The 19133-nt window shown below is 65.0% G+C and carries 18 protein-coding genes; 11 read left to right on the top strand and 7 right to left on the bottom strand.

The features are described 5' to 3' along the window. The first annotated feature begins 29 nt into the window (after positions 1-29). On the top strand, positions 30-788 hold the full coding sequence (locus HPY83_10455; protein ID NPV08365.1) for an amidohydrolase: 759 nt from the start codon (positions 30-32) through the stop codon (positions 786-788). 644 nt (positions 789-1432) lie between these two features. Then, positions 1433-3175 (top strand): hypothetical protein, encoded by a 1743-nt coding sequence (locus tag HPY83_10450; GenBank protein ID NPV08364.1) that lies wholly within the window; start codon positions 1433-1435, stop codon positions 3173-3175. A gap of 97 nt (positions 3176-3272) precedes the next feature. On the opposite strand, the gene HPY83_10445 is transcribed toward HPY83_10450, so the two are convergent. The 3 genes from HPY83_10445 to cax all read right to left on the bottom strand — a co-directional run bounded on the left by HPY83_10445 (position 3273) and on the right by cax (position 6245). Beyond that, positions 3273-3626, bottom strand: coding sequence for a hypothetical protein (locus HPY83_10445; protein ID NPV08363.1), 354 nt, complete (start codon positions 3624-3626; stop codon positions 3273-3275). A gap of 1007 nt (positions 3627-4633) precedes the next feature. Further along, the gene (locus HPY83_10440; GenBank protein NPV08362.1) at positions 4634-4801 is read right to left on the bottom strand and encodes a CsbD family protein; all 168 of its coding nucleotides are present in this window, start codon (positions 4799-4801) and stop codon (positions 4634-4636) included. Between the two features lie 367 nt (positions 4802-5168). Further along, entirely contained in the window at positions 5169-6245 is a 1077-nt protein-coding gene (gene cax / locus HPY83_10435; GenBank protein NPV08361.1) for a calcium/proton exchanger, read from the bottom strand. A gap of 451 nt (positions 6246-6696) precedes the next feature. Between cax and rpiA the strand changes: the two genes are divergently transcribed. The 7 genes from rpiA (at position 6697) to HPY83_10400 (ending at position 14430) form a co-directional block, all read left to right on the top strand. After that, positions 6697-7398, top strand: coding sequence for a ribose-5-phosphate isomerase RpiA (rpiA, locus tag HPY83_10430; GenBank protein NPV08360.1), 702 nt, complete (start codon positions 6697-6699; stop codon positions 7396-7398). Between the two features lie 340 nt (positions 7399-7738). Then, positions 7739-8689, top strand: a complete 951-nt coding sequence (locus tag HPY83_10425) for a TIM barrel protein (protein ID NPV08359.1) — start codon at positions 7739-7741, stop codon at positions 8687-8689. Between the two features lie 47 nt (positions 8690-8736). Further along, complete coding sequence (locus tag HPY83_10420) at positions 8737-9816, top strand: hypothetical protein (GenBank protein ID NPV08358.1); 1080 nt, start codon at positions 8737-8739, stop codon at positions 9814-9816. Positions 9817-10021: 205 nt separating this feature from the next. Further along, positions 10022-11245: a 6-phosphofructokinase gene (locus HPY83_10415; protein ID NPV08357.1), complete on the top strand. Its 1224-nt coding sequence runs from the start codon at positions 10022-10024 to the stop codon at positions 11243-11245. 127 nt (positions 11246-11372) lie between these two features. Then, positions 11373-11744, top strand: coding sequence for a hypothetical protein (locus tag HPY83_10410; GenBank protein ID NPV08356.1), 372 nt, complete (start codon positions 11373-11375; stop codon positions 11742-11744). Positions 11745-11813: 69 nt separating this feature from the next. Further along, positions 11814-13076 carry a nickel-dependent lactate racemase gene (gene larA, locus HPY83_10405; GenBank protein ID NPV08355.1) on the top strand — a complete coding sequence of 421 codons (1263 nt, stop codon included), beginning with the start codon at positions 11814-11816 and terminating at the stop codon, positions 13074-13076. Between the two features lie 169 nt (positions 13077-13245). After that, on the top strand, positions 13246-14430 hold the full coding sequence (locus HPY83_10400; protein NPV08354.1) for a hypothetical protein: 1185 nt from the start codon (positions 13246-13248) through the stop codon (positions 14428-14430). Positions 14431-14574: 144 nt separating this feature from the next. Here the strand turns inward: HPY83_10400 and HPY83_10395 are convergent, their stop codons facing one another. Further along, the gene (locus HPY83_10395) at positions 14575-14835 is read right to left on the bottom strand and encodes an AbrB/MazE/SpoVT family DNA-binding domain-containing protein (protein NPV08353.1); all 261 of its coding nucleotides are present in this window, start codon (positions 14833-14835) and stop codon (positions 14575-14577) included. 75 nt (positions 14836-14910) lie between these two features. Then, positions 14911-15510 carry a hypothetical protein gene (locus tag HPY83_10390; protein NPV08352.1) on the bottom strand — a complete coding sequence of 200 codons (600 nt, stop codon included), beginning with the start codon at positions 15508-15510 and terminating at the stop codon, positions 14911-14913. A 1-nt stretch (position 15511) separates the two neighbouring features. On the opposite strand from HPY83_10390, the gene HPY83_10385 reads away from it, so the two are divergent. Next, a complete protein-coding gene (locus tag HPY83_10385; GenBank protein ID NPV08351.1) occupies positions 15512-15922 on the top strand; it encodes a hypothetical protein in 411 nt (136 codons plus the stop codon). 107 nt (positions 15923-16029) lie between these two features. Here the strand turns inward: HPY83_10385 and HPY83_10380 are convergent, their stop codons facing one another. Beyond that, a complete protein-coding gene (locus HPY83_10380; protein NPV08350.1) occupies positions 16030-16758 on the bottom strand; it encodes a trehalose utilization protein ThuA in 729 nt (242 codons plus the stop codon). 289 nt (positions 16759-17047) lie between these two features. Beyond that, positions 17048-17764 (bottom strand): cytidylate kinase-like family protein, encoded by a 717-nt coding sequence (locus HPY83_10375; GenBank protein ID NPV08349.1) that lies wholly within the window; start codon positions 17762-17764, stop codon positions 17048-17050. Positions 17765-18465: 701 nt separating this feature from the next. Here HPY83_10375 and HPY83_10370 point away from each other — a divergent pair. Then, on the top strand, positions 18466-19133 hold a 668-nt coding region (locus HPY83_10370), incomplete at its 3' end, for a methyltransferase (GenBank protein NPV08348.1).

The raw sequence follows: 19133 nt of genomic DNA, 5'->3' as shown, positions 1-19133 counted from the left end.
TCCGGCCCACCGCACCCGGAGGAGGAGATATGTTCATCTTCGACTCACACGCGCACCTCAAGCATGGGGATGCCCGCCGAACCGAATACACCGCCGAACAGGTCATCTATGCCATGGATGGGGCGGGCATCTCGCGATCGGTGGTGTTTGCCATGGCCACCACCACCAGGCGCGCCGGTGAGATGGCGGCCGAGGCGGCTCGGCGTTACCCCGATCGGCTAGTGCCCTATGCCTACGCTCTACCCCACTACGAGCGCGCCGTGGCCGACGAGCTGGAAGCGCAGATTCGTGACTGGGGCTTCCGCGGTATCAAGCTTCACGTAGGCGAGTGCTCTCTGGCCGGGTACGTATCCGATCCCGTCTTCGCCCTGGCTGGACGATATGGCGTGCCGTGCCTGGTGGACTTCGGGGGCCGGCTAGAGACTTGCCGGGAAGTGCTCCAGGCCCATCCGCACACCAACGTAATCATAGCCCACTTCGGGCGCTACCTGAGCGAGGATGCACTGCTGCTCGACAGTTTCATCGGGCTGGCAGAGACTTACCCCAACGCCCTGTTGGACGCCAGTGGCGTGGTGCTGGGCTCCAAGATAGAAGAAGCGGCGCGTCGAGTTGGAGCAGAGCGCATTCTCTTTGGTACCGATGGTCCCCACACTCTGGGCCACGCGTCAGCAGAGGGGACAGTCGCGTATGCCCGGGCCGCGATCGAGCGTATCGAGGCGTTGTCACTGGACTTGCCGGAGAAGGAGGCTATCCTGGGGGGCAACATCGCCCGCCTGCTCGGTGTCTGAGTTTGGCTGGGCGCGGCATTGATGCCGTGCGCACAGAAAGAGTAGGGCATTCATACGGCAAAGGCGCTTGTAATCGCCTCGCAGTGTGAGTAGAATTGAAGAGGGCGCGAGGCTTTGTGCCGTCTCAAGGTGCCTGGGTTCGTTGCACCTGACCTTTGCGTCGATCGTCGGCGCGTCCGTCAGCCATTGGTCATCGTGGTTGCCGTTCCCCACGGCGACAGGCACAGGAGAAAGACGCCATGATGAGATGTACGTCTCGGCATTTGGGCTGGCTTGCAGCCCTGCCGCCATGGCGCCTGCTGGCCTCGCCGCGTCTCGAGCAGTATCCCCCAGAAGCATCACCTCGAACCGCCCGCGACCTAAAGGTACCGAGGTCAGCGGCGCGGACGGCGCCAAATCCACCTGAAAGGAGGCAGCCCCGTGGACGAGCGGAAGCTTGCACTCCCGGGCTGGACGCGGGTTCTCTACCTGCTTCCGCCCTGGGCGGCGTCCGACTCAGGCGCGCGGCCCACGGGCCCACCGGTACTGCGTGTGCCGGACTACCGTGGTTGCGTCTGGGCTAGAGCCCGCCCTCCGTGAAAGCCGTAGCCCCCTTCCTTTTCATCGCGGCTTCCTGTTTTGTTCGTACTGAAGGAGAATGCACGATGAGGAAATGGGTGCTACGGTTGTTGGGTCTTACCCTGGTGATTGCGTTGTTCCTGGCCGGGGCAACGACAGTCATGGCCGCGGGATCGGAAGGCCCTACGCCGATGGGATCCGCCGACATAGAGATAGACGTTCAGGAGACTGGCGACTGGGTCCTCCGGTTGGGGACCATGGATGTCGGCCTCTCCTCCCAGAACGTAGCCTCTTTGGCCAATAGGTTCGCTCTGGCGCTGCCGCCTCTAGCGGTGGACCAGGCGACCATCAGGTTGGCCACAGACAACGGCATCCAGCATCTTGCTCTGGTCAAGGAAGGCAACGAGACGACTCTGTTCATCAATGGCATACCTTCTACCGCCATCGCCATCTCCGACACGGCAGCGAGCAAGGTAGCCTCGGAGTTCGTCCCGGAGCTGGAGGGCCTTATCTCTTGGCTCAACCAGACGAGCATTGCGGTTGTCGTTCACTTCCCCGTGAGTGAAGTGGCGGAGCGGTACGTTCTGGACCTGGAGCAGAAACTGGCGCCAGCCGGTGAGGCCGGCCCCCGGGCCAACCTGATCGACCTGGGTGCAACGCTCTCCCCTGATGGGCGTCTGATCTCGGTAGGCGGCATCGCGCCGTCGCAGTTGGGCTTCGATCCGGGCATGATTGACATGTCCTGGATGCAGAGCTTCGGAATCGACCGGCTGGGGCTCAACCAGCTTGACCTGGCCGTAGACGCCAATGGCCTCTCGGTGTCCTCCAACGGTGACGAGTGGGTCTCTGTGGCATGGAATGCCGACTACGTGGCCCAGAACGCATCTCAACTGGCCAGTCTGGCCGGGTTCCAGCTGGTTGACCCTAGTCAGCAGATGGTAGACCTGGCTGTGGACTGGCTCAAAGACACTCAGATCCATGTGGGTGCCTACCTGGCCGAGGACTCCATGGAAGGCGCGCCGGTGGTCAGTATCGGGCGCCCCGTGACGGTTTCAGTCCAGGAGAAGGCTCTCTACGTGGAGGGCTTCAGCACCGGTTTCCTGCTGGACGACATCACTCTCGGCTATGCCCAGAAAGTGGGCTCGGCCGCCGTGGCCTGGGACGGTTCAGAGAACCAGCTTCGTCTCGCGATTGGGGATAAGGCTATGCCTTCCCTGATGCTGGATGAGGGCTTCCTAAGCTCCGTCGCCGGTGCCCTAGTGGGGGACATCCTGCCATGGGGCCTGGTAGAGCAGATCGCTAGCGATACCCGGCTCACGGCAGCGTTCGTCTATGAAGACAGTGCACCGGTCAGCCCTGAGGTGCTGAGCTACAAAGTTGCCTACACCGCTCCTGCCGCTCCTCTGGTGACCGATGTGACTGTCAGCCGGGCCGACGGCAGAATCGCCGTACTAGGTGAGGCTCTGCCGCTGGCCGCTCTAGGACTTGATGTATCCGGAACGGTCCAGGCCTACACCACCACCGTGGGAGCCGGCATCGAAAGCTTGGCCCTTGACCTGGGGCCGAGCGGTCTGGGGCTCGGCATCAACGGCAAGTATCTCCGACTGGTCTGGGATCAGGTTACCCGTGCGAATGTCATCGGCATGGGACTGGATATCGCAGGCGAACAGCTGGGCCTGCCAGTCCTCTCCCAGCCCGGTCTCGTTCGCTGGGGCGCTGAGACGCTGATCACGATGCTGAACCAGTTCGATGTCGGAATACGGGTGGGCTTCACCGACGAACCTATACCGGTTGGCTCCATTGAGCAGCTGGTGGGGTTCTTCTTCTAGCCAGTAGGTCCTACCAAAGACAGAGACAGGGCCTCCGCGGTGGCCACCGCGGAGGCCCTGTCAGCTTGACCGCCATGCCCGGTCGGTCTCCGGCACACTAGCGACCGGGCCAGGACCTGGCCAGGTGCAGCTCCGCTCCGCGCCCCCGGATGACCTGATCGCCCTCCCTCCACCTGCGGCTGCGGATGTCGGCCGCCGAGTAGGCGTACACGTAGTCATCGTGGTCCCAGGTATGCATCACGGCGGCGTAGGCAATGGCGATGGCCTCAGGACCGGGCTCCTCGTAGGCGTAGTAACCTCTTAGTACCCCCTCCCACGTGTCCGGGAAGTCGGGGCTGTCAAGGCGCGCCAGCATGGTATCGGCCACCGCCGTCATCCCGTCGGGACCGAGGACGCCAGCTTCGCCTTGCAGCACGGCCGCCACCGCCAGGACCAGCACCATGTTCCTCATAGCGCGTGCTCCCTAAGTGAAGTGTGCACCGGCTCCCGCGCCGGGCTGGGCGCAGAGAGTAGCTTGAGGGGAATCAGAGGGCAAACTACCACACTGCGGGCCTTGACACAGGGCCCGCTTCTCGGGGTGTGCTGCAGCAGCAGCCAGCAAGGGTTCACCGGCCATGGGAGGCCACGGGAAGGGTTGGGCTGCAGGGCATGCGTGTGGCCGACGTGATGGCCCCAGGCTGGTGACCAGGCGCTAGATGCCACCGAGCAAGGGCAGGATCAGCCCCCCTATGCCGCCTGCAAGGGGCCTCCAGTTCCTGCTGTAAGCCCAAGGGGGCAAGGCAGCCATGGGGTGAACAGCCAGGATTGCCATCCCAATCCATGTGGCTCCCCTCCTCTGGCCAGGACGTCTGCCGCTGCGGCGGCCAAGAGGACGCCCGCACTGGATCTGCCCCCAGCCCAGACTTCCCAGAGCGGCCGACAGCTGTAGCAGTAGACGGGTGCCAGGTGTAGGCGCTCGAGCTCTTCTCCTTCATCGAGGCCGGAAGCGGCCTGGGACTGCCTTCTCTTGGAGCGCGGGATGATGACGTAACCCCCCGGCCCAAAGCCTCCTCCCCACGGATGCAGACACCAAGAGGCTCGCCTGGGCCGTGTCTCGTCTCGATATTGGCGCCAATCGCCAGCTCCTCGATGCACCCAGGTCTTTGCCTTCGGAATTCTGGACTTCGGTGCCGATGTTGTACGAGCAGCGGATGAACCGGCTCGATCTGTACAACAGCTGCTTCCGTCGATCTTGCTGACGGGACACGGCGCGGCCCCCCGCGACTGCCCGGGTTAGCGCCAACCGGACGGCCCTGCGGCCGCCTATCCCACCCGAACCGACCGGAGCCACACCGAATCGTCGCTGCGTCCTCGCCATCCGCTCTCCCCTCCGAGGAGAACACGAGGAGCCTGCCTCGAGCGGGGCGGTAGGCCGCCGCGCTAGCCACCGCTGAGCTCATCGACCTCGCGCTCAGTCTCCTAGCGGGCCTGACCCGACCTCTGCTGCCACCGTCGGACCAGCTGATCGCCACGCCCCCCAACCCGGTCGAGCTCATCGTCGGTGATGTCGCCCCACGCCTCTTTGATCCTGCCGCGGATCTGGAGCCAACGACCCCGACCCCATCTTCCGACATTGCTGCCTCCCAGCTAGCGCCTGGTCGGCGAAGTGCCTGCCGGGCTGGTGGAGGGAGTTCCGGGCTGCCACGTATCGTGCTGGCTCCGACACTATCCGCCGCCGTCGGGGCCTGTCCGGCTCCGACTTCTGCACCGGGATTATAGTGGCCAACCCGTTAACTCCGGATTAACGCACAATCAGAAGTACATAGGAGGGTAGCGACGCGGCTAATCGGCGAGTGTGGGTATGAGTTGTGATAGTGAACGAGGGACAGAAAGTATGCGGAGTAAGCTAGGTCAAGTGCGAGGCTGGCTCCGCAAATGCGGCAGCGAGGAGGAGAATGGGCTCCGCCAGGGTGTGTTGGGCGGATCCTTCAGGGGACGGCGCCTCAGGCGGGGGCTATGCGGGCAGGAAGAAGAAAGCCATAGCCGTGATGAGGTAGACCGCCAGCAGTTGGGCCCCCTCCACCCAGTTACTCTCCCCGTCCCCGGCGATGAGGGCGGTGATGAGGGTGGCACCGAACAGGGCCACGATCTCGAAGGGGGTGAACACCAGGTCCAGCTGAGTGGGCCCCAGAAGCAGACTCCCGTATACAAGTAGAGGCGCCACTAGCAGGGCGATCTGCATGGACGAACTCAGGCTGATGGTCATGGAGAGCTCCATCCTATCGTTGGCGGCCGCTGTGATGGCCACGAAGTGCTCGGCAGCGTTGCCCACGATGGGGATGATGATGATGCCGATGAAGAACTCCGACAGGCCCAGGAGGGCGGTCGTCTCCTCCACCGCCCCCACCATTATCTCGCTCAGCCAGGCGATGGCGGCTGTGCTGAGTACCAGGACTACGAGCGAAGCCCGCACTGGCCAGTGGTGCCCGGTGTGCACGTCTTCCCTGCGCGGTTCGGCACTGCGGAGGCTATGCAGCACGAATAGCCCATAGGTGATGAGCATGATCAGGGCCACGCTGTCACTGAGCAGCTCCACCGCGTGGTGATCCGGCTCTATAGCCTGGGCGAACAGAGTAGGCAAGGCCAGAGCAATCAAGGCCAGCGACATCTGCGACGCCGCCAGACCGGCGTGGGTGCGGTCGAAACGCTGGGTGCCGCGGCGAAGGCCACCCACCAGAACAGCGCCCCCCATGATCAGCAGAAGGTTGCCCAGGATGGAACCGGTGATCGAGGCCTTCACCAAGTCCAGCAGGCCGGCTCGCACTGCCATGATGGCGATGATCAGCTCGGCGGCATTGCCCATGGTGGCGTTGAGCAGCCCGCCAACGCGAGGGCCGGCGTGCGCGGCAAGGGCTTCGGTGGAGTCGCCTAACAGCTTGGCCAGGGGTATGATCCCCAACCCGGCCAGCAGGAAGAGCGCCCCGCCGCTCCAGCCGAGGAACAAGGCTAAAATGACTGCCGGCAGCGCGAGCAGGAGCCAGCTAAGGGGAGAGCGAAAGATGTCTCGAGTTACACCTCGGGCCGAATCCATAGTCGCTGATATCCCCGGAGGATGGAGGCCCACCTCTGCGCCGATGGCGTCGGGGCCGGTAGATGATCGTATTCCTGCCCTATCGCGATGGCAACCCGCCGGCGCCCGCTCAGGGTTGGCTCTCAAGGAGCCTATGCGCGCGGTCGAGCAGACTTCTCGGGCTTCTTGGCTCTTTCCCGCGTGGAGCCCGCGGTCCCAGGCGCGGCGCGACCGTGAGAGGGCGGTTCGATGCTCCTGGGGGCTCACCGGCCCCACACCGGGGAGGGGGCCGCGCCAGCCCTTCGGTGGGCACTGGGCCAACTGAGGCTCTGCCACGGCTCGCATGGTGATGGGCCCGGCTGCTGTCCCTTTCCGGCCGCGCGCTGCTGTAGGCGAGGGTGAGGCGCCCCGGACGGCGCTGCACTGCTCCATCAGGAGGGGGCGAAGGACCCAGGGAGAGGAGAGAAGCGCGATGGTGGAGGAGTACAAGCGGATGGCGGCATGGGCAGCGGTGGAGCAGGTGCGGGACGGTATGACCATCGGCCTGGGTGGCGGAAGCACCGCGGCACTGGCGCTGGAGCGGCTAGGCACCCTCCTGCGACAGGGGCAACTCCGGCGGGTGGTGGGAGTGCCCTGCTCGCAGGCGGTGGCCCGTCGGGCTGCTGCCCTGGGCATGCCGCTGGTTGGCGAGAACGAGGTTCGCCCGGTGGACGTCACCATAGACGGCGCCGATGAGGTGGACCCGCAGCTCAATCTCATCAAGGGAGGTGGCGGAGCCCTTCTTCGGGAGAAGATCGTTGCTCAGGCCAGCGATCGGCTGGTTATCGTAGTGGACTACACCAAGCTTTCTCCCGCTCTGGGAACCAAGCGCAGCCTACCGGTGGACGTGGTCCCCTTCGGATGGGCGATTCAGCGGGCGTACATCCGCAGTCTGGGTGGCGAGGCAACCCTCCGAACAGTGCCCGAGGGACAGCCCTTCGTCACTGACGATGGCCATTACGTCCTCGACTGCCGCTTCGGCCCTATCGTGGACCCGGAGGAGCTTGCCGGACTGCTCGCAGCGCGGGCAGGGATAGTGGAACACGGGCTCTTCGTCGGGCTGGCCGACGAGGTGATCTCTGCCGGCCCCGACGGGCTCAGGCGCCTGTCTCGGCCCGGTGGTCTTGGCTCCTAGGCTTCTGTCTGTCGGCGGCCCTGCCTACCTCCTCTCCGGGTCGGCCCCTGGCGTGATCGCCGGCGTACGGTGCCAACCCTGCGGTGGACGCAGGCAGCTGACCGGGCGGGTCTCCGGGCGAAACGCCGGCAGCTGTCGCTCGGCGGCATACCGGGGTCGCGAACGCTTTTGGGGCGCTCTCGCTTCTCGTTCCACTGCTTCCGGGGCGCACCCGTACGGCGCTGGTCTCGTTGACACTCGAAAAGAGCGAGTGCTATAATGGCGCGCGGTCCGGCGGCGGTAGAGGCTATCGGGCTGCCTGTCGCTTTGAGCCCAGAGAACGTTACCGCGGAGGTCATGAATGAATCGGCCCTGGGAAGCCTTCTGTAAGCTAGGCATAGTGCACTTCATGATCTATCCAGAAGTCATGGGTGGTGAAGGTCCCATTCTGGAGACAGCACGTAAGATAGCTGAGGACGATTTCTTCGAGGTTATGGAGATAGCCCCGGTTAAGGACACCGAGGTGCTGAAGGACCTCAAGGCCTTGGCGGAGTCGGCGCACATGCTCATCGGTTTCGGTGCCCAGCCTGGTCTGCTCAGGAACAAGCTGAACCTGGCGGCGCTAGACGAGGGGGAGCGGGCTAAGGCAGTTGAGAACGTCAAGAGCAGCATTGACCAGGCCTACATGGTAGGGGCGCGCATCCTGGCCCTGCTAGACGGCCCCAACTCCTACCCTGGGGAGGACCGGGTGGAGCAGGCCAAGGATGCCGTGGTGAAGTCCTTGAGCGAGCTCTGCCAGTATGCCAAGGACAAGGCCAAGGCCAACGGCTACACCCTCTATGTCTCAGTGGAGAACTTCGACCAGGACATCGAGAAGAAGTCCCTTCTTGGCCCCACTGCCGTAGCGGCGGAAGTGGTGGGCCGGGTGAAGCAGGAGCACCAGAATATCGGCCTGACCGTGGACCTGAGCCACCTGCCCCTGCTTCGCGAGAGCGCCGAGCGGGCGCTGTCTGCAGCTGCCGAGCACCTCATTCACATCCATATCGGCAACGCTATCATGCGAGACAAGCAGCAGGAAGGGTACGGGGACCAGCACCCCGGCTTTGGGGTCCCTGGGAGCGAGAACGACGTGCCCGAGCTGATCGAGTACCTCAAGGCTCTGTTCAAGATTGGCTACTTCTCTAAGAAGCTTCCCACGCCTATGCCTGTGGTCACCTTTGAGGCCAAACCCCTGTCGCACGAGACGCCGGAAGTGGTCATGGCCAATCTCAAGCGAACCTGGCGCGAGGCCTGGGCCAAGCTAGAGGTATAGCGCGTTCCACGGCATTCCATTCGAGCAGCAACGAGGAGGATACACCGATGGCTTACGACCTCAAAGGGTACAAGTTTGACTCTACCGCGTTCTTTACCCGGGAGATGAAGGACTGCATCACCGCGGTGCGGGTGGATCGCCCCAGCATAGTACAGGCGGAGGCCATGGCGCGTCGCCGTCGCTCCACCCTGACCACGAACGGTAAGCTCTGCATCCTAGCGACGGACCATCCTGCCCGACGCGTCACCAACGTGGGCAGCGACACGTTCCTGATGGCCAACCGACTTGGCTACCTGGGCCGGGTCTTGCGAGTGATCGCAGCCAGCGACTTCGACGGGGTCATGGGGCCCACCGACGTGATCGAGGACCTGTTCATCGTCAACTACCTGGTCCGGCAGGGCGGCGGCCCTTCGTTCCTGGACAACAAGGTGATGATCGGCTGCATGAACCGAGGAGGCTTGGCCGGCACCGTCTTCGAGATGGACGACCGCATGACCTCCTTCACGGCGGAGAGCATCGCCCGGCTAGGTCTGGATGGTGCCAAGATCATGTTCCGCCTGGACCCCGACAGCCCGGATTCCCTGGCCACCATCGAGTACTGCGCTCACGCCATCAGCGAGATGAACGCTTACGGGCTTCCCACCTTCCTGGAGCCATTGCCGGTCCGCAAGGAGGGCAACAAGTATCCCACCCTCAAGCAGGCCGATGAGCTGGCGCGCATAGCTGGAGTCGCCAGCGCCCTGGGCGATTCATCCGTGAACCTGTGGCTCAAGCTCCCCTACGCCGAGGGCTACGAGAAGGTGGCGGACGCCACCACCCAGCCGATCCTGATGCTGGGCGGTGAGGCCAAGGGCGACCCGACTCCGACCCTGAACGAGTTCGCCAGTGGCATGAAGGCGGGCGGGAACGTGCGTGGCGCCCTGGTGGGCCGCAACGTGCTCTATCCTGGCGACGACGATCCCATGGCCGTGGCCATGGCCATCCAGAAGATCGTGCAGGAAGGCATCAGCGCCGACGAGGCAGTCGAGTACCTGATGAGCATCCGGGGCCAGAACATGGACCTGCTCCACAAGTACATCTGCGCCGACTGCTGTGACTGCGCCGCCGGTAGCGGGTGCTGCAGCTGAGCTACATTGCTGGAGGCGGGGGTCGCGGCGCGGTCCTCGCCTCCCCGGACACGCGCTTTCATTGGAGCCACCGGCCCCTCCTATGCGGCGTGGCCGAACCAAATCCAAGGTGGGATTGATGTGACTGCCTGAGAGGCCACGCTACTCCCACCTTGGATTTGGTCTAGGTGGCTCTCTTTGAATACGAACCAAGGAGAGGTAACACATGGCTAGCAAGCTGAAGGGCAACCTGGTGGTGGCCCAGTCAGGCGGCCCTACGGCGGTCATCAATGCCAGCGTGGCGGGAGTGGCGGAGGAGGCCTTCAAGAACGATGACGTCATCGCCCACGTCTACGGGTCGCTGCACGGCATTGAGGGCATTCTCTACGAGGACCTGATTGACCTGGGCAAGGAAGACCGAGCCACCATCTCGGGGTTGACCCGCACCCCGTCTGCCGCTCTGGGCTCGTGCCGCCACAAACTCACCGAAGAGGATTACGACCGCATCATCCAGGTATTCCGGGCTCACGACATCCGTTACTTCTTCTACATTGGCGGCAACGACTCCATGGATACGGCCAACCGAGTCAGCCGCCTGGGCGCCGAGCAGGGCTACGAGGTCCGTGCCATCGGCATACCGAAGACGATTGACAACGACCTGGCCTACACCGACCACTGCCCCGGGTTTGGCAGCGTGGCCCGCTGGGTGGCTTCCTCCGTACGGGACGCCGGCTTGGACACCGAGGCCATCGGCGTGGTGGACAAGATCAAGATCGTCGAGATCATGGGCCGCAATGCCGGCTGGGTCACCGCTGCCAGTGCGCTGGCGCGCGATCACGAGGATGCGGCCCCGCACCTGATCTACGTCCCCGAGAAGCCCATGAACCTGGACCGCTTCCTGAGCGACGTGCAGAACGTCTACGACCGCCTGGGGTACTGCCTGATCGCGGTCTGCGAAGGGGCGAAGGGCGAGGACGGCAAGCCGCTCATGGCGTCCACCTCAGCCATCAATGTGGATGCCTTTGGCCATGCCCAGATGGGCGGCGTGGCCGACTATCTCTGCAACCTGATCGCCGACCGGCTGAAGCTCAAGGCGCGCTTTGACAAACCGGGCACTATCCAGCGTGTCTCCGCTGCTTTGCAGTCGCCGGTGGACCGCGACGAGGCCTATGGGGTGGGTGCGGAGGCCGTGCGTCAGGCCGTCGCCGGAGTGACGGGGAAGATGGTGACCATCGAGCGGCTGAGCGACGAGCCCTACCGCAGCGCCTTCGGCCTGGTGGACCTGGAGAAGGTGGCCAACGCCGAGAAGCTCATCCCCGACGAGTACTTGAACGAGGCGGGCAACGATGTCACCGAGGCGTTCATCAAGTACGCCCGCCCGCTCATCGGCGGCCCGCTGCCGGAGTACGCCTACCTGAAGAAGGTGGCTGTACCGAAGAAGGTGTCGTAAGGGCAGGTTACAGGTTACAGGGAGTAGGGGATAGGTTACAGGGGATAGGGGTGCGTTGCAGGGCCGACCCTCTCCTCCCTATTCCCTACAACCTAAAACCTGTAACCTGTCCCCCTGGGAGTGTGTGATGCGAAAGATTAGGATCACGGCTGGGGAAGTGAGTGCGAGTGCCGTCCTCAACGACAGCCCCACCGCAGATGCCGTCTGGGAGGCTCTGCCCATTAGGGGGCGGGCCAACACCTGGGGCGACGAGATCTACTTCTCCATCCCGGTGAAGGCGGAATTGGAGCCGGATGCCAAGGAGGTAGTGGAGCTAGGGGACCTGGGCTACTGGCCGCCCGGGTCGGCCTTCTGCATCTTCTTCGGCCGCACCCCAGTCAGCGGGCCGGGTGAGATCCGGCCTGCCAGCGCCGTGAACGTGCTAGGAAAGCTGGAAGGCGACCCGACGGCGTTCAAGGCAGTCCCCAGCGGCGCTGCTGTCACCATCGAGCGCACCTGAGAGACGAGACCGGCACCGCCCCGGACCGCCCGGGGCGGTGCGCCTTTGCCCATGCGGAGCGGATCCTTCATGAGAGTGAAGCTGGCGTACGGCAAGGGATGGCTGGAGCTAGACCTGCCGGGCGAGGTCACCGTTCTCGAACGGGAGGATGCCCCTGGCCTGGAGGACGAGGCGGCGGCCATCCGGGAGGCCTTGCGCCGTCCCATTGCCTCCCCTCCCTTGAGGCAGCTAGTCAGGGCGGAGGACCGGGTGGCAGTGGTCTTCAGCGACATCACCCGGCCCATGCCCAACGATCGGGTCCTGCCCGTGCTCCTGGAGGAACTGGACTACGTGCCTCCGGACCAGGTGCTGCTCATCAACGCCCTGGGGACGCACCGTGCCCAGACTGAGGCGGAGCTTCGGGGCATGCTGGGCGATGAGGTGGTGGACCGGTACCCCATCCTGCAGCACGACGCCTGGAATGCGGCTGACTTGGTCCAGGTGGGTACCTGCGAGCGCGGGCATCCCATCCTGGTGAACCGCCACTATCTGGAGGCAGACGTCCGCATCCTGACCGGGTTCGTCGAGCCCCACTTCTTCGCTGGGTTCAGCGGCGGCCCCAAGGCGGTGCTCCCAGGCGTGGCCGGGATCGAGACCATCCTCCACGCACACGACTACGAGATGGTGGCTCATCCGGGCTGCACCTGGCTGCAGACCGAGGGCAATCCCATGTACGTCCTGATCGAGCGGGCGGCTCTCCTGACCGAGCCCTCCTTCATCCTCAACGTCACCCTGAACCGCGACCGCCAGATATCGGGCGTGTACGCCGGGGAGATGCTGGCGGCCCATCGGGCGGCGCGGGAGTTCGTGCGTCGCACTGCCCTGCTGCCGGTGGAACGGCCCTTCGACGTGATGGTGACGGGCAACGGGGGCTACCCGCTGGACCTCAACCTCTACCAGGCGGTCAAGGGGATGAGCGCCGCGGCCAGGGTGGTCCGCCGGGGTGGGGCCATCGTTATGGCGGCCGAGTGCTGGGACGGGCTGCCGGACCACGGCCGCTACGCCGAGCTCATCTGCGCCGCCGAGTCTCCCCAGGCGCTGCTGGAGAGCGTGTGCGCCTTTCCGGAGCCGGTGCACGATCAGTGGCAGGCCCAGGCTCAGGCGCAGCTCCAGCTGCACGCCGACATCTACGTGTACAGCACCTGTCTGAGCGAGGAGCAGATCCGCAGTGCGCTGCTGCTGCCGGCGGGGGACGTGGAAGAGACGGTGGCGCGGCTGGTGGAAGAGAAGGGGCCCAGAGTGGGAGTGCTGCCCGAAGGCCCGTTCGTGGTGCCGACGCTGGACAGGTCGTAGGGAACAGGTTACAGGGGACAGGGAGCCACCTAGCGAACCGGCGCGCCTCAGCTCCCCCTATCTCCTGGAGCCTATCCCCTGTAACCTCTTCCCTCGTATCGCTGAGATGTCCGTTTGCTGCCGCGGGAGGGTGGCCCTCATAATCGTACCCCAGGGAGGGGATTGATTGATGTTCGACCTTAAGGCTTCGTGCCGCCGAATCATGGCCGCCTATCGTGGCGAGCCCGCCGATCGCGTGCCCATCTGCTCGCCCATCAGCTGGCAGCCCTACCGCAGCATTGACGCCGAGAAGCCGGGCGGGTGGCGGGCCGATCCCGACTTCATTCGCGTGGCCCGGATGGTGGAGGCCTACTGCGACCCGCGCCCGCCCTACAACGCTGTCAGCTACCCAAGAGTCTTCTCCCGGTTCGGCTACCAGCGCTTCTGCGAAGTCTCGGATGACCTCGTGGTGGAGCTCCCGGTGGAGCAGGTGGGCCCGATCCGTCGCCGGCACACCTACGTCCTGCCCACGCCCAAGGGCGACCTCACCTGGGCCTACGAGGAAGACGAGGGCATCGAGACCAGCTGGGACGTGAAGAAGACCATCGAGAGTCCCCAGGACGTGGAGAAGCTGATGAGCGTCCCCTTCAGCTTCGAGAAGCCAGACTCGGCCCTCTACGAGCCCTTTCGCGCTCACCGGCGCGAGATGGGTCGCGACTGCATAGGGGGCGCTGGGATCAACTCCATGGTGGCCATGCTGGTAGGCATGATGGACTACGAGCTGGTGCTGGAGTGGGTGCTCACCGAGCCGGGGCTGATCAAGCTGCTTGCCGATGCCTGGCTGGAGCGGGTCTGGGCCAAGGTGGACTTCCTGCTCTCGCAGGGCGTAGGTCCCTTCTGGCACTTCAACGGTGTGGAGCGGGCCTCGCCTCCCATGATGGGGCCGAAGCAGTGGGAGGAGCTCGTGGTGCCCTACGACGGCGAGATCATGCGCCGCATCAAGGAGCGGGACCCGGAGGCAATGATCCACGTTCACTGCCACGGTCGCGTGGGCACGCTGCTCGGCTCCTGGCTGGAGATGGGAGTGGACTCGACTGACCCGGTGGAGCCACCCCCTCAGGGCGACATCGAGTTTGCCGAAGCCAAACGCCGCGTGGACGGACGCATGACTCTCTACGGCAACATCGAGTTCTGCTGGATGGATCTGGGCGAGCCGGACGAGATCGAGGAGGCCGTGCGCCGGGCTATCGAGGAGGGGGGTAAGCAGCATATGGTCCTCTTCCCCTCGGCCACGCCCCATGAGCGGCACACTCCCCGCTTCACCGCCAACGCCATCCGCTACATCGAGGCGGGCCTGAAGTACGGAGCACTGTAGCCGATGGCTGACCCAGGCGCGGATCATGAATCCGTCGCCTGGCTGAGCCAGACGCTCTTGGCATGCTAGAGGGCCTCGGCCGACAAGAGCCGAGGCCCTCTAGCACGTTCGGGGCGACGCCAGGAGGGGGTGCGGCGCCTGTACTCAGCCGGCGGCGAAGCGCGGCCCCGCCTGGCACTCGCGGTCCTCTTCCTCCCGTATGTTGCTGGTGTCCATACCCTTGAAGGACCCACGGGCCTCCGCCATGGTAGGCACCCTGATGAACCGGAAGCTCCCATCGAAGAGTATCCACGCCACATCGTCACCTGGCTTGAGACCTAGCCGCTCTCGCGCGTGCTCGGGGATCACGACCCGGTAGTCATCCGAGACGGTGACGATATCATCGCGGACCTTCTCTGCTTCCACCCTTAGCCTCCCTCATGTCGGGCCTCTGAGACCCCCTCCATGGTACCGCCTCAGGAGCGCAGGGGCGACCCTACGTCACGGATTGCGGAACCACACCCTCCCAGCTAGCTCTCCGGACCGGGTGGTGTAGCGGAAGTGGGGGAAAAGGACGTAGACCTCGGCGGTATCGGGGAAGTACAGCGCGGTGGCGTTCTCGAAACGCTGCACGGTGGCGGTGGCGTACTGCTCCGGGCCCAGGGCGAACCCCAGCCCTCCCTCGCTCCGGCCGTAGAACAGGTCCCGCCACACGGTGCCAAAGCCCATCACTGGCACCACTAGCCCCGGGGGAGCCTGCAGGTCTTCGTTGTTGGACCAGCCTGGCTGCCATAGGTCGGGGTACACTTCCCAGAAGTCGGGGCACAGGTCCGGCTGGAGGCCGGTGCTGCCGCCGAACAGCACGTAGATCTCCCGCGTCGCCTCGCGCCAGAGGAACACGGTCTCGCGGGAACTGCACGCGGCCGTGCTGTAGGCTCCGAAGAACTGACGGGATACCTGCTCGGCCTGTGCCGGAGCCAGCGGCTGACCGGGGTGGTTGTGGCTCAGCTGTCCCTGGATGCCCCAGGGGTAGTCCCGCCAGGCAGAGTGGAACACTGGAGCGATGGCAAGCGCCGGGGTGGGTGTGCCCGTGGGAGTCACGGTGGGCGTAACCGTTGGAGTTAGGGAGGCGGTGGGAGGCGCGGTCACCGTGGGCGTAGGAGTGGCCGGCGGAGTAGGGCTGGGGGTGTTGGTGGGCGGTGCCAGCGAGGTGGTGGCCGTCGGCGTCTCCGGTGTGACGGTGGGCGCCCAGGGTGTCGGAGTCACTGTGGGCGACGGAGTGACGGTAGGCCACTGGCCCGCCGTCGGTCCGAGGGTAGATGGAGGAGCGAGGGGCGTCACCACAGTGGCAGCTACCGTGGGCCACACGGGCGTTGGTGTGGGGGCGAGGCCGCAGGCGCGGAGGGTCAAGCTGAACAGGAGTATCGCCAGCGCGAGGAGCCTTCTGGAGCCGGGCCGATGCATGCTCTTGACCTCGAAGGGCAGGGGATGGTGGTCAGTGGATGGCCTGTGAATTGGCCGGTAGGGCCTTACCAGGCCATCCGCCGGGGTGGAGCCGTAACCGTGCCCCTAGGCGGCCGTGTCTCTCCCTCTGCCATCCACCATCCACTATCTGCTATCTCAGACGTCCTCCAGAGGCTTCACGTTCCCGAAGGTGGGAGCTGGTCCCTTCACCGGGGCTGCCCAGCGGACGGCGTTGCCGATCACCTGCAGTACTTCCTTCTGGTGGTAGATGGGCAAGGTCTCGTGGCCGGGCCGGAAGTAGAAGACCTTGCCCCGCCCGCGGTGGTAACAGCAGCCACTACGGAAGACCTCACCTCCCTGGAACCAGGAGATGAACACCAGAGTGTCGGGCGCCGGGATGTCGAAGCGCTCGCCGTACATCTCGGTGTGGGGAATCTCGAAGTATTCGCCCAGGCCCTCGGCGATGGGATGGCCTTGCTCCACCACCCAGATGCGCTCCTTCTCCCCTATCTCCCGCCAGCGGAGGTTGCAGGTGGTCCCCATGAGGCGCTTGAACGGCTTGGAGAAGTGGGCCGAGTGCAGGCAGATGAGCCCCATTCCCTCCAGCACTACCCGACGCTGCACCCGATCTACGATCTCCTCGCTCACCTCCCCGTGAGCCATATGACCCCACCAGGTGAGCACATCGGTCTGGGAGAGCACCTGCTCGGTGAGGCCGTGCTCGGGCTCGTCGAGGGTGGCAGTTCGCACCTCCACCCCGGGCAGGCCACGCAGGTAGGCAGCGATGGCGCCGTGTATGCCTTCAGGGTAGATCGCCGCGATCTCGTCGGAGATCTTCTCGTGGCGGTACTCGTTCCACACCGTGACCCGGATGGTATCGGCCATTGGTCCTCCCTCGTGTTCGGCTGGGTACGCGAATGCAGCCATTGTCCGACCCGGTCGTCACGGCGTCAAGGTACGTGCACAGGCCCCTGCCGGCAGGGGGGACCGGCTTGCGGGTTCGCCGAACGGCGTTCAGGAATGGCTCGACGACGAGAAAGGGCCCCTCAGAAGGCCGGCGCGGGCTGTGAGAGGGTCTGGGCAGACAGAGGGGCGCCCACCGGCTTCGGAAGTGACGGAAGCGGGGTCAGCTACCCCGCTTCCGCTTCCCTCTGGTGGTGTCAGAGCGACGTGACTACACCAGCTCTCCCACCCGGACCATCTCCGCCGTCTTCAGGACCAGTTCTACCGCCTGGTCATCGGTCAGGCGGCCGGTGTTGACGGTCAGGTGATACAACGATGGATCTAGCCAGTTAGCTCCGTAGTAGCGACTCACGTAGCGGCTGCGCTCACCGTCTCGGCGGTGAACGAGGTCGGCCGCCTCCGACTCGCTTAGGCCCTCCTCCTGCATCACCCGCCGCACCTGGGCGGCGTACGGGGCGGCCACGTGCACGTGCACCACGTTGGGCCGATCGGCCAGCAGCATCTGGCCACCCCGGCCCACGAATACAGCGCTCCCCTGCTGGCTAAGAATGCGGTGAAAGACTCCCCGCATTACCTCCACGTAGGCGCCGTCTGTAGGGACCAGCCGCCGCAGAATGGAGTCTTCCTCTCCCACTGGCATGGGCCCCAGCGACTTTATGCGAGGCCACTGCCTGGTGCCCCCGGTGATGGTCTGCACCAGACGTTCGGCGAAGCTGGGCGTTTCTTCCGGAAGGACCTGCACCTGCGATGGGGGCACCTGGCTGCCCGCTCTCGCCTCACAGGCGGCGACCACTTCTGGCTCGACCAGCTGACAAGCGACCTCGATTAGCTCTCGGTCCAGGAGTGGTATGCCCAACCGCTGCGCAACCCGACGAGCGATCTCGTCTCCGCCGCTTCCATACTCCCGTGAGACAGTGACGCTAACCATGACGTGTCCTCCATACCCGTCGCCATCGCCAAGGCCGAATCGATAGCTGCGGACCTCTCGCGGCGCCGGTCACAATGTGATGCTTTTGACAGCGACGCGATTATAGGATGGTGCTGTCCTTGAGGCAACTGGCTGCAAGAGCTCAGGATCGAGGGGAGGAGCGCGCTCAAGTGGTGGTCGCGGGGAGTAGACCCGCGTGAGGTGGCTTCCTCCCAGGCTCTCAGAGCAGGCTATTCGCCCAGCGACGGGCGCAAGGCGATGGGGTTCAGTTCCGTCTGTGAGAGCGAGCCCCTCCAGGCGCGGCAGGCACCTGGGTACAGCACGCGTGGAAGCGCGCACTCCTCGGGCGAAGGTGCCGCAGGTGCAGTAGGCATGTGGGGACAGATCGCGCGCGGTTGCGGGCACCCCTCGAAGGAAGGTGCACGTAGAGGGCGGTCGGGGTCCGCTCTTGCAGTCCGAGGCGGGGGAGGAGCCAAGCAGCGCCGCTGGCCAGGAAGCAGCCCCCGATCGTGAGCCCCTGCAGCTGGTCGCGTCGCCCAAGCCGGCTAGTTCGGCCTGAAAGACTGGGGAATCGTCGCCGGTCCTCTCGGCGCCGGCTGTCTCCCGCCTGCTGACACTGGCACCCCTGCCCCTCCAAAGGTATAAATCCGGGTGACCCACTCTCGCCCCCGGGATGGCCGGGCCCACACGGGAGGAAGTGAATGACGCCTAGACAACGGGTGGAAGCCGCTCTGTCTCACACGCAGCCGGATCGGGTGCCTCTGGACATGGGCTCGAGCACGGTGACGGGCATGCAGGTGAACTCGGTGTACCGGCTCCGGCAGGCGCTGGGGTTGGATCCTCCTGGGACTCCGGTGAAAGTGATCGAGCCCTATCTCATGCTCGGCGAGGTGGCTCCCGACCTCCAGGACGCCCTGGGCGTGGACGTCACTGGCATCTGGGCCCCGCGCACCTACTTCGGATTCCCCAACGAGAACTGGAAGGAATGGCGTCTTTTCGACGGCACCCCCGTCCTGGTCTCGGAGCACTTCAACACCGATCCCGAGCCCGACGGCAGCATCTACCAGTACCCCGAGGGCGATAGAAGCGCCCCGCCGAGTGGCCACATGCCCAAAGATGGGTTCTACTTCGACACCATCATCCGCCAGGACCCCATAGACGAGGACCGGCTCGACCCGGAGGACAACCTGGCGGAGTTCGGGCCCATCTCGGGAGAGGACCTGGCCCACTGGGAGCGAGCTGCCCGCCGAGCCTTCGACGACACCGACCGAGCCACCATCGCCAACTTTGGGGGCACCGGGTTCGGGGACATTGCCCTGGTGCCTGCCCCTTGGCTCAAGCACCCCAAGGGCATCCGGGACGTGGCCGA

The organism is Anaerolineae bacterium (assembly GCA_013178015.1).
Taxonomy (GTDB): domain Bacteria; phylum Chloroflexota; class Anaerolineae; order DRVO01; family DRVO01; genus Ch71.
The sequence above is the reverse complement of the archived record's forward strand: the minus strand, read 5'-3'. Positions and strand labels throughout refer to the sequence as shown.